This is a genomic window from Bdellovibrio bacteriovorus, assembly GCF_001592755.1.
In the GTDB taxonomy this organism is placed as follows: domain Bacteria; phylum Bdellovibrionota; class Bdellovibrionia; order Bdellovibrionales; family Bdellovibrionaceae; genus Bdellovibrio; species Bdellovibrio bacteriovorus_E.
In genome coordinates, this window is sequence record NZ_LUKF01000019.1 from 131,935 (window position 1) to 146,896 (window position 14,962).

15 protein-coding genes are annotated in these 14,962 nt (G+C 44.9%); 5 read left to right on the plus strand and 10 right to left on the minus strand.

Translation table 11 applies throughout. From position 1 onward, the window contains the following. Positions 1–12: 12 nt before the first annotated feature. The 10 genes from AZI85_RS15275 to fabG all read right to left on the minus strand — a co-directional run bounded on the left by AZI85_RS15275 (position 13) and on the right by fabG (position 8,622). Complete coding sequence (locus tag AZI85_RS15275; RefSeq protein ID WP_063244880.1) at positions 13–891, minus strand: protoheme IX farnesyltransferase; 879 nt, start codon at positions 889–891, stop codon at positions 13–15. Positions 892–895: 4 nt separating this feature from the next. Continuing rightward, positions 896–1,231 carry a cytochrome C oxidase subunit IV family protein gene (locus AZI85_RS15280; protein WP_063244881.1) on the minus strand — a complete coding sequence of 112 codons (336 nt, stop codon included), beginning with the start codon at positions 1,229–1,231 and terminating at the stop codon, positions 896–898. A 6-nt stretch (positions 1,232–1,237) separates the two neighbouring features. After that, on the minus strand, positions 1,238–1,906 hold the full coding sequence (locus AZI85_RS15285; protein WP_063206094.1) for a cytochrome c oxidase subunit 3 family protein: 669 nt from the start codon (positions 1,904–1,906) through the stop codon (positions 1,238–1,240). Beyond that, the gene (gene ctaD, locus AZI85_RS15290; protein ID WP_063244882.1) at positions 1,893–3,503 is read right to left on the minus strand and encodes a cytochrome c oxidase subunit I; all 1,611 of its coding nucleotides are present in this window, start codon (positions 3,501–3,503) and stop codon (positions 1,893–1,895) included. The genes AZI85_RS15285 and ctaD overlap by 14 nt, the downstream gene beginning before the upstream one ends. A gap of 11 nt (positions 3,504–3,514) precedes the next feature. Then, the gene (coxB, locus tag AZI85_RS15295) at positions 3,515–4,471 is read right to left on the minus strand and encodes a cytochrome c oxidase subunit II (RefSeq protein ID WP_063244883.1); all 957 of its coding nucleotides are present in this window, start codon (positions 4,469–4,471) and stop codon (positions 3,515–3,517) included. Positions 4,472–4,477: 6 nt separating this feature from the next. Further along, positions 4,478–5,353, minus strand: a complete 876-nt coding sequence (locus AZI85_RS15300; protein WP_063244884.1) for an SCO family protein — start codon at positions 5,351–5,353, stop codon at positions 4,478–4,480. A 14-nt stretch (positions 5,354–5,367) separates the two neighbouring features. Next, a complete protein-coding gene (locus AZI85_RS15305; protein WP_063206090.1) occupies positions 5,368–5,904 on the minus strand; it encodes a c-type cytochrome in 537 nt (178 codons plus the stop codon). Positions 5,905–6,040: 136 nt separating this feature from the next. Continuing rightward, entirely contained in the window at positions 6,041–6,826 is a 786-nt protein-coding gene (locus AZI85_RS15310) for an alpha/beta fold hydrolase (protein WP_063244885.1), read from the minus strand. Next, complete coding sequence (locus AZI85_RS15315; protein ID WP_063244886.1) at positions 6,823–7,824, minus strand: alpha/beta hydrolase; 1,002 nt, start codon at positions 7,822–7,824, stop codon at positions 6,823–6,825. The genes AZI85_RS15310 and AZI85_RS15315 overlap by 4 nt, the downstream gene beginning before the upstream one ends. Before the next feature lie 48 nt (positions 7,825–7,872). Beyond that, the gene (gene fabG / locus AZI85_RS15320; RefSeq protein WP_063244887.1) at positions 7,873–8,622 is read right to left on the minus strand and encodes a 3-oxoacyl-ACP reductase FabG; all 750 of its coding nucleotides are present in this window, start codon (positions 8,620–8,622) and stop codon (positions 7,873–7,875) included. 145 nt (positions 8,623–8,767) lie between these two features. On the opposite strand from fabG, the gene AZI85_RS15325 reads away from it, so the two are divergent. The 5 genes from AZI85_RS15325 to AZI85_RS15345 all read left to right on the plus strand — a co-directional run bounded on the left by AZI85_RS15325 (position 8,768) and on the right by AZI85_RS15345 (position 14,962). After that, positions 8,768–9,772, plus strand: coding sequence for a ketoacyl-ACP synthase III (locus AZI85_RS15325; RefSeq protein ID WP_063244888.1), 1,005 nt, complete (start codon positions 8,768–8,770; stop codon positions 9,770–9,772). After that, on the plus strand, positions 9,772–11,271 hold the full coding sequence (gene menE / locus AZI85_RS15330) for an o-succinylbenzoate--CoA ligase (RefSeq protein ID WP_081111040.1): 1,500 nt from the start codon (positions 9,772–9,774) through the stop codon (positions 11,269–11,271). Before AZI85_RS15325 ends, menE begins: the two co-directional genes overlap by 1 nt. Before the next feature lie 82 nt (positions 11,272–11,353). After that, positions 11,354–11,875: a hypothetical protein gene (locus AZI85_RS15335; protein ID WP_063244890.1), complete on the plus strand. Its 522-nt coding sequence runs from the start codon at positions 11,354–11,356 to the stop codon at positions 11,873–11,875. A gap of 143 nt (positions 11,876–12,018) precedes the next feature. Beyond that, entirely contained in the window at positions 12,019–14,229 is a 2,211-nt protein-coding gene (locus AZI85_RS15340) for a phospholipase D-like domain-containing protein (protein WP_063244891.1), read from the plus strand. Between the two features lie 94 nt (positions 14,230–14,323). After that, complete coding sequence (locus tag AZI85_RS15345; RefSeq protein WP_063244892.1) at positions 14,324–14,962, plus strand: matrixin family metalloprotease; 639 nt, start codon at positions 14,324–14,326, stop codon at positions 14,960–14,962.

Genomic DNA, 14,962 nt, shown 5'->3' on the forward strand with positions numbered 1-14,962 from the left:
GAAGGCACTTCTTTAATTGGAATGAATGAACAGGAAGTTCCATTTATCGATCACCGGAATCACAATGAAGACCAGCATCGAAACATTCAGCCACATAAAGAAAGCCAACCAGCGCTCTGTGCCGTTTGATTTATAGTAGCGATAGAATTCTTGAAGAACTTTAAAGCAGAACGGGAATGTCAGAAGAACGAACATCCAGCTTGCATGCACAAACATCGGTGCCGCTAAAGCCACGCCCACATATACAAATGTATAAAGACCGATTTGAAAAAGAGTGCGTTCCATCCCTAGTGCCACCGGCAAAGTCGGAACTCCCCCGGCCGCATAATCGTCTTTGAACTTGATCGCCAAAACCCAGAAGTGCGGCATTTGCCACAAGAACATAATCAAGAATAGATACAGAGATTCAGGATTTAAGATGTCAGGATTAGCGACCGCATAACCAATCGTCACCGGCAATGCTCCAGGAATCGCACCCGGAACTGCGGCATAAACCCAGCGGCGCTTCCAGTACATGGTGTAGGCGACATTGTATAAGAATACACAAACCAAACCCACCCAACCTGCAACAGGCTCAAGGGTGAACAAGAAATTCAAACCAACAACTAAGAAACTGACAGCCAAAATTCCTGCTGCTGCTGGCTTAATTTTTCCAGCCGCAATCGGGCGCTTGGATGTGCGAGGCATTTTTTGATCGAGTTTCCACTCTTGAACTTGGTTTAAAGCCAAAGATCCAGAAGCCAGGAAGTAAATCCCCAACAGAGTTTCTAAGAACTCTTTCCAGCTAAATGTTTGTTCGATTTGAAAACCAGTGGCATAGCCGGCTAATCCCGCAAGAACCGAGAAGACGACTATGCCAAATTTGGTAAGATCGGCGTATGTTCTAAGCACGATCTTATAAAGGACTTACCTCAATCACACGTGTTGCGATATCAACAACGCTGAAGAGGAGAAGAACTACCAGGAAGAAGAAACCAGACGCGAAGATAGCGCGATTCATGTTTGTGTCGTCTTTCAAGTGCATGAAGTACAACAAAACCAGAGACGCCTTCACCGCCGCAATAGCAAACGCAACAAATGCTGCGAAAGCGCCAAGCTGAGCGTTGAATTGATGCGCGATCACGGTCAAGAAAGTCAAACCAAACAAAGCGCCGCCCACTTTAAGGTAAGTGGACATCGGCGTGATGTGTGGATGCAAAACATTTGGATCGTTTTGAGTGTTGCTAGCCATTTTTAATTACCCCACCAAATATAGAAGAGGGAACAAGAAGATCCAGATCAAGTCGACGATGTGCCAGAAGATTCCAACACCTTCTACTGGGATCCAGTATTGAGAGTGGAAATCGCCGCGAATCGTACGAATCAACAACCAAGCGATCAAGCCCATACCGATCAACACGTGAAGACCGTGAAGACCTGTCATGCAGTAGTAGAAACCGAAGTACATACCAAGGTTTGCGTGTTCTGCACCGACTTTTGCTACATCCAAGAAACGGCCTGGGTAAAGACCCAAGTGGAATTTATGGCTGTATTCAAAGTACTTGATACACATGAAGATCGCACCGCAAAGGATCGTCGTTGCCAAAGCAATCGCCGCCTTTTTCTGTTCATTTCTTTGCACGTAAGAGATCGAGATCGCCATTGTGAAAGAAGAGAAGATCAGAACCAGCGTATTTACGAATCCCATTCTCCAGTCCAAAGTTTTCGCGCCTTCAGCGAACATCTCAGGATAGATATTGTGGAAAATCGCGTAACCAACCAAGATCGCCCCGAACATCAGGATCTCAGTTACCATGAACAACCAAATACCTTGCTTACCGCTATCGTACTCTTGTTCCGCTGTTTTAAAGTGGTGAGATACGTGAGCTGAACGGACTCCGCCGTGTGTAGTGCTATCTGTACTCATATGGCCCCGCTGTTACAATTGGTTCAACTGCAAAGTTATCGTGTGGAGGAGGAGACGAAGTCTGCCATTCCAAAGTTTTTGAGTTCCAAGGATTCATAGAAGCTTTTGGACCTTTTCTGATACCTTGAACGATCGCATAGAGACCAAACAAGAAACCAGTCAGGATCAACCAAGAGCCCACTGTTGAAACCTTATTCAAAGTTTCATACGCCGGGATGTAGTCGAAATAACGACGTGGCATACCCATCGCACCCAAGATGAATTGAGGGAAGAACGTCACGTTGAAACCGATGAAGATGAAAACGAAAGAAAGGCGAGCCAAGTTTTCGTTGAACATCTTTCCGAACATTTTTGGGAACCAGTAGTAGAAGCCACCCATCAACGCCATCAAAGTACCACCCACCATCACGTAGTGGAAATGCGCCACTACGAAGTAAGTATCGTGGAAGTGAACGTCGATTGGAAGAGTTGCAAGCATGATACCTGTCACACCACCGATAGCGAACAAGAACAAGAAGCCCAGTGCGAACAACATCGGAGAATCAAAAGAGATGGAACCTTTGTAAAGTGTCGCAACCCAGTTGAACATCTTGATCGCTGTTGGAACCCCAACCAGCATCGTTATGAATGAGAAGAGGATGCCCGCAGTTTCAGATTGACCAGATACGAACATGTGGTGACCCCAAACGAAGAAGGACACCGCTGCGATACCTAGTGAAGAGTACGCAATCGCTGTGTAACCGAAGATCACTTTGCGAGAGAATGTTGTGATCAATTCAGAAACCACACCCATCGCTGGGATGATCATGATGTAAACCGCTGGATGCGAATAGAACCAGAAGAAGTGTTGGAACAAGACCGGGTCACCACCCAGTGCCGGATCGAAGATACCCACACCGAAAAGTTTTTCCGCTGCCAACAACAACAAAGTGATCGCAAGTACTGGAGTCGCCAACATTTGTAGGATCGCTGTTGAATAAAGAGCCCATACGAACAATGGCATTCTGTGCATTGTCATGCCTGGAGCTCTTAGTTTGTGAACTGTCACGATGAAGTTCAAACCCGTAAGAACTGAAGACATACCCATGACGAACGCACCTAAAACCATCAACACTGTCGCAGTGCCAGTTCTGATGGAGTATGGAGTATAGAACGTCCAACCAGTGTCGATTTTATTAAAGAAGAAAGTCAAAATAGCCAAAGCCGCACCCGCCATGAAGCAGTACCAGCTCAACAAATTGATTTTCGGGAAGGCCACGTCTTTTGCGCCCAAGTGAAGAGGCAAGAAGAAGTTACCCAAGATCGCCGGGATACCAGGAACGATAACCATGAAGACCATGATCGCGCCGTGATAAGTAAGGACTTGGTTGTAAACGTCTCCGTTTTTTAAAACTTGTCCTACGTTCGCTGTCGCGTTCGGAGCAAAAAGTTCCAAACGAAGAAGCAAGGCCATAACCCCGCCCACGAAGAAGAAGAACATAACAGAGATCATGTACATAAGACCGATACGTTTATGGTCAACAGTCGTTAACCAAGACCATAGGCCTTTTTCAAAATTAATGTAGTTGTCACCGTGATGAGCTGATTTTGTAGCCATAGGTGCGCTCCTTATTTCAATTCCTTGATGTACTCAACAAGTGCGCTGAGTTCATTTTCATTCAACTGACCCTGGAAGGTAGGCATAACACCTTTAGGGAAACCTTTAACGATGTGCTTGTTCGGCTCTAAGATAGATTCACGAATATAGTTTTCGTCGAACTTAAGCTTTTCACCGTTATCCATCTCTTCTTCATGACCAAACTTTTGGAACAAAGAAGGACCGACTTTAACCGCTGGAGAATCTACAGAGTGGCAAGAGGCACAAGCTTTAACGGCAAAAAGTTTTTCACCTTTTTTAGCAAGTGGAAGGTTTCTTTCTTCCTGCCCTTGTTCCAAGTAACGATCAAAATCTTCACGAGAAACAACTTTCAGCTTACCGATCATGCCTGAGTGAGAAGTACCGCAGTACTCAGTACAGAAGATGTGGAAGTCACCCAATTTTTCAGCGCGGAACCACAAAGCTGTGTAACGACCTGGAACCGCATCTTGTTTAATACGGAAAGAAGGCACGAAGAAAGAGTGGATCACGTCGCTAGAAGTAAGAAGAATTTTGACGTCTTGACCGATAGGTACAACGACTTCATTTACGGTTTTATAACCGTTTTTGTATTCAACTTCCCAAGCCCATTGCTTACCTAATACGTTAATCTCTAACGCATTCTTCGGCATTGCGCGCATGTTGTGGTAAATGTACCAACCCCAAACAAACACCGCCAAGAAGATCACAAGTGGAATGAATGACCACAAGAACTCCAAGAAAGTATTGTGAGAGATATAGGCTGTTTTATCGTTAGGAGTTTTACGTCTGTATTTCCAAACGAAATAAATCATCCCACCGATAACAAGAACGCAGGCGATGAAACTTGTAATCAGCAAGAAACCGTACAGATTGTCCACCTGCTTTGCAATCTCGGTCCCCTGCGTTGGCATGAAGGATTGGGCCTTCGCAATATTAAACCACATCATGTACCTTTATCTCCCCGCCGTCTTGTTCTTCGATCTGCGAGAACGAATATAAAACGGCAATAACCATAATACCATCACCAGAACCATCACGGCTCCGCCGACCTTCATAAGATTGAAAGCCGCCAAAGTGTACTTGCTCTGATGTGGGTCATACTTAAAACAATAGAGCACTAAGTTGTCGACGATGCTTCCGATTTTACCTTCGGTCGCTTCGTTCAATGCCAACTTGATATCTTGAGGATTGAACATAATCCCCGGAAGATAGCGAGAGATTGTTCCGTCAGGCGTGATAATCACGGCTGCAGAAGCATGTGCCCATTCTTTCGCTGCCTCATCCCATTTAAATTTAAAACCTAAAGACTGAGTGATCGCCTGAACCGCAGATTCATCTGCCGTCACAAAGTGCCAGCCCGAAGCTGCTTCAGGACGCTCATAAAGCTTGATGTAAGTCTCTTTTTTCTTCGCGGCCAAGTCGGGAGTTTCTTTTGAGTCAAAACTCATAGAAAGAATTTTGTACTTCTTCCCCACCGTCCAATTCTTATCCATCAATTTCAATGCATCTGTAAGACCATTCAAATGGAAGTTACAAAGACCCGGACAAGAAAAATAAACCGGAGAAATAATCACCGGATGTTTGCCATCAAAGAAAGATCCTAGAGTAACTTCCTGACCGTTGTCGTCTTTCACTTTTAAAGACAGGTCAATCTTGCCACCTAGTTTCTCGTCGATACCAACGCCCTCCAACTCTTTCGGCGCTTCACTTGCGACCTTCGGAGCTGGTTTGCCATCGTAAGCGCGTGCCGTTGAAAACAAAACGAGAACGCTTGCAGAGAGCAGCATTCCCATTGTTTTCATTTTAAAAACACGCGCGTTCGTTAGCATTTATAAACCTTTAATTACTGTGCAGTTTTTGCGAACTCAGCAACTTTAGCAGGATCGTCTTTAGATTTATTTTGAGTGATAGAATCAATGTAATGAACTAGAGCCCAACGATCTGCTGGCTTGAAGTGAGCGTAAGCAGCCATGGAAGTTCCTTTGATACCAACAGTAAGAACTTTAAAGTGAGCGATAGCGCCTTCACCTTGTGTCCATTTACCTTCAACAAGGTTGCGAGGTTTTGGATTCAAGCCTGCACCCGCAGCACCGTCACCTTTACCTTCATTACCGTGGCACATTGCACAGTTCGTCATGAATACCTTTTGGCCGTAAGCCACAAGCTCAGGAGAAGACACCCAAGGTTCTTTAACTTTAGTGATATCAAAGACTGGAGCTGCGCCCTCTGCTGCTGGAGCATTAGGATCGATTACGTTCTCAGCCAAATCGACACCTTTGTTGATAGCAACTAGGTAGAAGAAGAAAGCAAAGCAAAACGCCATTGAAAAGGCGAACGCAAGCAAACCGGCACGATTATACTCATCTCTATTTTCAGACATAGGTGGGCACTCCCTAGGAGACGCAAAATAGTTTTGTCACAATATTGTAATGTATTGTTCTAAGTATCTTAAAAGACTAAGGTCGGCAACTAATTAAGCCGACCCAGTCGAGGTTCTACTGATGCGACACTAGGCATCAAAGAGGGTGAAACAAAAAGTTGCGGGTGATACTCACAAACTTTTCTGGAGATTCGATGTTGGGACAGTGGCCCAAACCTTCAATAACTTGAAATTTTCCTCGCGAAAACAAAGAAGCTAGAGCTTCAGAATCCGACATCGGTAAAAGCTTATCGTGCTCTCCGTGAAGAACGAGCACTTCATTCTTAATTTTTTGAATTTCTTCGCGAATATCCAATCCATCTAAGGCTTGAAGAACCCAGTGACCGACGGTTTTTACCGCGTGAAAAGCATCCTCCACCAAGACGTCTTTAAAGAATTTCGACTCGGGATTATTATTATGAATCGTAGATCCCAGAACGACGCCCGTTAAATTTCGATCCTGCTTCATTTGTTCAAAAGCAGAGATCATCGATGTGTCGAATGTCACACCTTGCGCACCCACGGAGTCTAAAAGAACCGCTTTTCCAAAAAGTTCTGGAGCTTTAGCCATCATCAAAGAGGCAATCAGCCCCCCCGTTGAGTGACCAACCAAATGAACAGGCCCCTTTTTTAAAGAGCGAACGACTTCAATAAAGTCTTCCGCAAAAAGATGCATGTTCACTTCATCAGAACTTTGCGGAGCCGTACTTCCGCCACAACCGCGAAACTCAGCGTAAATCAAAGATCCTTGATAGTTCTTACCTTGAGCTTCTTTTTTCCAGATCTCTTCAGAAGGCAGCCACCAGCGATTTGAAGCCAGGTTGCCGTGGATAAAGAAAACATCTTCAGGAGCTAAGCCGGGTTTTACTTCAACGTGAATCATTCGCGACCCACTTTGATATTTTCCTGGCCCGCACGAACTTCGCCACGGAAAGGATAACCTTCAAAGTCGTCACCTTTATAAAGACGTTTATTCCCCGTCACAATTTCATAAACCCAAGCCGCTGTGAAGTAAGGAACCGCTTCCACCATTTTGTGTTCAGAACCGTTGATGTAAAGACGGCTGGCACGCGCCTCTTCAGGGACTGCATCCCAATACTCATCAAGAACACTTGTATTGATGTACTGATCTTGACGAGCAATCATCAAATGCAAAGCACGATGGGGAATCGTGTGAGTGAAATCAATCGGACGAGCTTTACGAATTCCCTGCACCAGACGATAAGTGGCTTCAAGCTTAAACGGATTTTCTAAAACAATCGGCTCGGCTTGCGGGTAAGTCGCGTAAACGATTTGATGAAGATAGTAATCATACAAATCATCATCCGACATTTTATTGAATGGGAAAATCTGGCGAGTCGCCCAGATCTGTGCCTTAATCCAATTGTCTGTTCCATCCAAAGGACGTGTGAATGGCGCCATCAACACCAAGTTTTTAACGAGCGTTGGATAAGCAGCGGCAAAACCTGCGGCAATGCCGCCACCGTAAGACAGCCCAACTAAATTATAAGGGCCTTTAATTTTCATTTTTTCTAAAAGAGCTTTCAGGTCAACGATCTGATCCTGATAAGAAATCGGAGCAAGAATCGGCGCATACTTCAAAAGCGTCTGACCCTGTCCAATCGGATCGTAACGAAGAACGCCAACACCCTTCGCCACAAGATTGTCAGTAAAGTTATCCCACTGACGAGTGCTGTAAGTAAGGCCATTGATCAAAATAACCGTCGGCTGCTTTGCTTCGGCAGGAACATAATCAACATAAAGTTCCTTCGTCGCCGAAAGTGCCACAAACCCTTTATAAGCTTTCGACTGAGCCACAGACTCCATCGAAACAAACAAAGCAGAGACCACTACAAAAACCGCTAACAAAACTGATTTCATAATTCCCCCAGAACAGTTTCAAGCCAGATCAAAAAAGGGCCTAATTACTTACAATACAATTCCACCATCAACGCTCAAGACCGTGCCGTTAATATAGCTCGCTTGTTCACTTGCCAAGAACAAACATGCGTTTGCAATATCTTCAGTTTCACCAAGGCGAGTTACAGGAACTTTGGCAGCCATACCTTCAAGAACTTCTTTCGGCATTGCTTTCGTCATCGCTGTCATAATGAAGCCTGGAGCGATGGCATTCGAAGTGAAGCCCTTACGGCCCAATTCTTTTCCCCAAGTTTTTGTCATACCGATCACGCCCGCTTTTGCCGCCGCGTAATTCGTTTGACCGAAGTTTCCATAAAGTCCAACCACGGAGGAGATATTGATGATGCGTTTGTGGTTAGAGCTTGCGTTGAATTTTTCTAATAACGTTTTTGTAACGTTGAAAAGACCTGTCAGATTTGTACTGATAACAGCGTCCCAATCTTCCGGTCCCATTTTCGCAAAAGATTTATCGCGCGTGATACCGGCGTTATTCACAAGGATATCCACAGCCCATGGCAATGAAGACGCCGCTTTTGCGACAGAGTCACGATTCGTCACATCGACTTGTGCAACGTGAACTTGCGCTCCGTATTTAGCGAATTCAGTTTTTGCCGTTTGCAAAGCTTGTTCAGAATAATCCCAGATAGAAACGTTGCCGCCGGCTTCTAGGAATTTTTGTGTGATTTGAAAACCGATACCGGCAGCGCCACCAGTAACGATTGCATTTATATTTTTAAAATCAAAATTAATATTTGTCATTCAATGGGCTTAACTCAATAAGCCCCCATCCCGTCAAAGAAAATCGCACTTTTTCGCTCTGTGAATAGAGCAAATGCACTAAATTTCTTTTCTTGCCAAATCGATAAAATGGTTTGTAGTTAAGCGAATTCGCAAAGGAAAAACAATGAGCAAAAGAACAGCGACAATTGTAGGAACAGGGATGTACGCGCCTGAGCGTGTGATTACAAATCAGTACTTTAATGATTTGTATAAAAAAGATATCGGCACTTTCTTAAGCGAAAGCCGCAATATACGCGAGCGCCGCTGGATGGAAAAAGATCAGCGCACTTCAGATCTCATTATTCCCGCAGCGGAAGAGGCGATGAAAAATGCCGGTATTACGGCGAAAGATTTAGATCTTATCATCGTATCCACCGACACTCCCGACTATCTTTCTCCTTCCACCGCTTCGGTTGTTGCTTATCGCATGGGTGCCGTGAATTCAGGAACTTATGACATCAATACGGCGTGTGCTGGTTTTGTTGTGGGTTGTGATATTGCTTCAAAATACATTGCCGCTGACGAAAAATATAAAAACGTTCTGGTCGTTGGTGCTTACGGCATGAGTAAGTATTTGAACTTTGACGATTACAAAATTGCTTCGTTGTTTGCCGACGGAGCAGGTGCTGTTGTTATCCAACCCGCAAAAGACACGCGTGGTTTTATCGATAGTCAAATGTACACCGATGGGCAATATCACGACTACATGGGAATCTACGCCGGTGGTACAGCTCAACCTGTGACTCATGAAGTGGTTGAAAACAAAGGCCACTTGCTTGCTTTCCCGAAACGCATTCCTCCAGAAACAAATGGCATTCACTGGCCGCGTTTGACGAACATGCTTTTAGATCGTCAGCGCATGAAACCTGAAGACATTAAGCATTTCTTTATCACTCAGTTTAACGTTCAGAGCATTTACGAAACGATGGATAAGTTAAACCTTTCTCGTGAACGCGCGCATTACGTGATGGATCGTTTTGGCTATACCGGTTCAGCCTCTATTGGAATGGCTTTGGCCGATGCCGCCCGCCAAAAGAAGATGAAAAAAGGTGATATGGTCTTTATGTTGGGCTCTGGCGGTGGTATGAGCATGGCCGCCCTCGCACTTGAATGGGGATACGACACATAATGGAACTGGATTGGCTGAAACGCTGGAAACTTTATTCGCCTCATAATATCGCTATCAAAGATGGCGATACGGGCCGTGAATTTTCTTACGCCAAGCTTTTTGATTTAGCCAATCGCGGAGCTCATTACCTGCACAATCAGTTTGGCATTCGCAAAGGGGATCGCGTTGCGGTCCTTGCCACAAATGAACTGGAATACGTTTTCCTTTTCTTTGCTTTGCAACGCCTGGGCGCCATCATGGTGCCGGTGAACTTCCGTCTGACTCAGCGAGAAGTGGATCACATCATCTCTGATTCATCTCCAAAGTTAGTTCTATTTCAAGAAGCCTATCGTGAAGTCGTTGAAAACCTGCCTTCGTCGTTAAAGCCCGAGCTTTTAAAACTTCAAGGCGATAATAGCTTTGCAAGTTTTTTGGAATCTAGCGGTTCTGCCGAAGAGTATTCTTTCACATCACAGGAAAATGACCCTGTGATGATTATGTACACTTCGGGTACGACGGGTTCTCCTAAAGGCGCCATCTTGACTTACAAGATGATCTTTTGGAACTCGATCAACACGACCCTGCGCCTGAATATCTCGCAAAATGATTGCACAGTGATCTTCCTCCCCTTCTTCCACACGGGAGGCTGGAATGTTCTGACGACACCATTCATTCATCGCGGCGCTAAAGTGGTTTTCTTGAAAAAGTTTGAGGCGGACCAAATCCTTCATTTGAGTGCCCAAGAAAAAGCGACTTTGCTTTTCGGTGTACCAACGACCATGGATATGATGGCTCGCTCTGACCTTTTTAATAAAGTAAATCTTTCTAATATTCGCTATGCCATCGTGGGCGGCGAGCCAATGCCCATCGAGTTGATTCGCGTCTGGGATAAAAAAGGAATTCCAGTTCGTCAAGGTTACGGCCTGACTGAGTTTGGCCCGAACGTCTTTTCTTTAAATGAAGAAGATGCGCTTAGAAAAATCGGCTCTATTGGGTTCCCGAACTTTTATATCGAAGCCAAGGTGGTCGATATGGAAGGAAAAGAGCTTAAAGACAATGAGGTCGGTGAACTAATTCTGCGTGGACCGATGTGTATGCAAGGGTATTGGCATAATGAAAAAGCCACCAATGAAACCATCAAAGAGGGTTGGCTTTACACGGGCGATTTAGTACGCCGTGATTCTGAGGGCTATTACTACGTGGTCGGACGCAAAAAAGACATGTTCATCTCAGGCGGAGAAAATGTATATCCTCCGGAGATTGAACAAATTCTGCGCACTCATCCTTCGGTATTGGAAGCGGCCGTCATTGGCGTTCCTGACGAAAAATGGGGCGAGGTGGGTAAAGCTTTTATTGTGGCAGGCCAAGGAAGCCTGACCGCGGATGAGCTGCACCAACACTGCGTTCGAAATCTGGCAAAATTCAAAATCCCTAAGCATTTTGTGTTTTTACCGTCCTTACCTAAGGGCGATAGCGGCAAGATTCTGAAGCGCAAATTGATGGAATTGGCTCCCAACTAGCTTTCCGTTGATAATATCATTCCAATTTTGCATTGCACTTTTCGATGTGATGGCGTTTATATTCGGCCATCTCGGAGGATATATGAAGAAGTTTTTAGGCTTCCTGGTTATCGCGACTCTTTCTTTGACGGCTCAAGCTGACGAGTACTTCGTTGGTGGCCGCGATTTCTACGATACGATGGAACAATACAACCAGGCTTGCGACGATGTTTGCGAAAAACCTTTTTTCCACACGGTTGTTTACTCAAACGGAAAATCATCTGGTTTATTGACGAAGTACGACCTGGATCGTTTGAATAAGATCATGATCCACCAATCCAATATCTGGGCGGACACTATTCTTGAAGGCGACTATCAATCCGAAGGTGACACGCGTTTAGACGAAGTGGTTGCGATCTTTAAGTCTTCAAATCTTATTGGCTACAAAATCACATATTCTGAAAAAGCCTGGGATACGGCTTCTTGTGACTTCGACTATGAAGATGAAAGCGAAGACAAGTACCAGGATTGTACTGAAGGTCGTATTGTAGAAAGTTCTTTCGTCAGCAAGGATTTCAAAACTTACTTCCGCGACGACAATGCCATGGCAGAGTTCTTTGAATAAGACTCGACTTTAGAAGGAGGCTGAAAAACCTCCTTTTCTGTTCTCAGCCCCTTCTGAAAATTTAATCTAAAATCACTGTCTCAATTTTAGAATTCCCTCCTGAAAACCTAAACTTTTTCGAATAGATAACCGAATTACAAAGAATGAAACGTCTCTCCGTTTTATTCGCAATAATTTTGGTAGTGTCGGCATGTACTAGCGCTCAGCGAACACCGAGTTCTGTCGTCTATGATGATCAACGTGTGAATCGCATCCAAGAAATCGATTTGGAGCTTTCTAAGTTCTGGAACAATGATTGGAGAGCGAATCAAGAGTTCTTCCAGACACAAACAGGTCTGAACGCGCCTCAAGCTTTTGATGGTCGTATGTATCAGGATCCGCATGTGCGCGATCAAGTCGAGCGTCTTTGGAAAGAACGCCAACAAGAAGTCGATGTGCTGTCATCAAAACTTTCTCTGCGAGAATGGGACGGCTTAGGGCCTTGGTTTTCAGCGTCTTTCCGTTCCCCGCTCTTTGAAAAAGAAGAGATCGTTGAAATCACGAACATGAACGAATTTAAGAGCGAGGATATTAAAGAGACAAACGCTTTCCCGCTTGAGCATCGCTTTTATTCCAACTATTCACTGCGCCTGATGAACAACTTGCCGGTCGAAACGACACCGTTTGCTGGCGACAGACAGGACCAGCGTCAAAAGTATCTGAAGGCTCGATTAGATTGCGATGGCGATATTATCTATAAGTCAGGTTTTCTCTTCTTCCAAAACGAAACGCGCGGTCGTGTTTATGAATTCAATTGGTATTTCAATAAAGAAAACGGCCAGCGAGTTTCGGTAAAACTTTCTTCGGGCGTAAGAAGCTGTCAGCTTAGATACTATGATCCAGATAAAGATCGTAAGTGGACTCACACGATCAAGCTTGTCGACATTGCGATGACGACACCAGAGTGGATTAAGCTCACAAATCAGATCGACGTCTGTGCTCGTCCTGTTGGAAATTTTGGCGGCAACAATGTCACAAATTTCTTCTGGCAGCAGGATTATCTGTTTACGACTTGCCCACAAAGCTTTGATAAGTTGATCAACTTGCGCGATCCGTATCTTTCGATGAATCGTCGTGTGCTTTCATTGACCGGATCACCTTTAGCCCGCAAAGATTTTAATGAAAAGAATCCCATGGCGGCTTTGAATTTCGATAAAGCTCCCAAGTTTGATATTATTTGGGTTTCTTCTTTGAATTTCTCTGCTGACTTCTATGGAATGGTTCTGGCGCGGGCCCTTCGTCATCACGCAGAGCGCGGCACACAGATTCGGGTTCTAGTGCCTGAAGTGACCATGACCAAAAAGGATAAGCGTATTCTTGAGTGGTTGGCGTTTGGAATGCCTAACGTCAAGGTTCAATACTACAAGTATCGTTTGTCGGAAGCGAAAGATGGTTCATGGCTTGATAAATTTCATCGCGTGAACCACACGAAGATTGTTATGGGTTATTCTTCAACGAACTGGAAGGACAGCTTCTTGATCACGGGTGGAAGAAACATTCGTGACTCTTATATCTTCAGCGATACTCCGTTTTACAAAGCCTATAAGTATTTAAAAAACTACGGTGAAGGCGAAGAGCCTTACATTTACTATAACGACTTCGAAGTTGAAATGCGCGGTCACCCGTTCATTCAATCCGTAATGGCACAGATGCTGTCATTCTGGATGCGTGATCCGGTTTCAAATCGCTTTCGCTCTACGAACGTGAATATTCCACAAGCGGCTTCGCAAAGTCAGGTCTTGCGTTTGACGGCTTTACCAAATTTATATCCTTTGGTTCGCCATGTGATGTCGCTTCCTTTCTTTGATGGCTTCCAGCTCGAGAAGTTCTACATCAATATGATTGATTCCGCTCAATCCGAACTGTTATTGACGACACCTTATTTCCGTCCTTCTGTGGCGATCAGTGCGGCTTTGGATCGTGCCGTCCAACGTGGAGTCAAAGTGAAGATTTTGACTCGCATCCACTTGGCGGGTGACGGTACTCCTCAGATCGCGGAAGACGTAAATAAAGAAGGAATCAATCGTCACTTAAAGAATGTCGAAATCTACGAGTGGACGGATTCGCGCTCAATTATGCACGCGAAGATTTTGGTGATTGATAAAAAGCTGAGCTTTATCAGCAGCGTGAATTTGAATCGTCGAAGCTTTATTCACGACACCGAAAGTGGAGCTTTGATTTTGCACGAACCTACCGCGCTTGATATGCGTAAAGAAGTCTTAGACTTCCTGAAAGGTGGTCGTCGCATCACTCAGACGGAAAAAATTTCTTGGATCAATGGCACCTTGATCGACTGGGCGGATTCGTACTTCTAAGTTCCACCGCTCGGCCTAGGGCCTAGGTCGAGCTTTTCTTTTCAGCACTTTCTATTCACAGATTTGAAAATAAAGTTCGTGTAAACTGAGGACTATGTATAAATTGTTTTTCCTCATTTCCGCTGCCATCGCCCTTGTGTCTTGCCAGCAAGGTCCTTCGTTGGGACCCGGAGATGATGATCATTTGGCCAGTGCCGCCGAAACCGATTGCGGCTTCATTCAAAATAGTTATGGTCAACGCGTATCCTGGAAACTCAATATTCCCGTCGTTTTACAACTTCATAGCGAATACCCGCCCGAGTATGACGAGGTGATTAAGCGGGCCGCTCAGCATTGGAATGATGCTGCCGGCATGACGCTTTTCCGCTTTGATAGAACAGGGGCTAATCTTGGCGCCGAAGTTACTCGGAACGCCACGAATACTGTTCACTGGATGAAGACGTGGCCGGAAACCCAAAAGACCCTGCAAGCCGTGACGAATCTTTATTGGCGGGGAAATCAAATTTATGAATCTGATATTGCTGTTGATCATAAGTATTTTAACTTCTTCGTAGACAACGCCACAACACCCTATGATGTTCATTTGGAAAGTCTTTTGATCCATGAATTAGGGCACGTGCTCGGATTAAAACATCGCACTGTACCTAGTGTAATGTGGTCTACATTAAACGGCGCCGTGAAACGAGATTCATTAACTACAGCCGATCGTGAAACGATCAAGTGCGAGTATTAA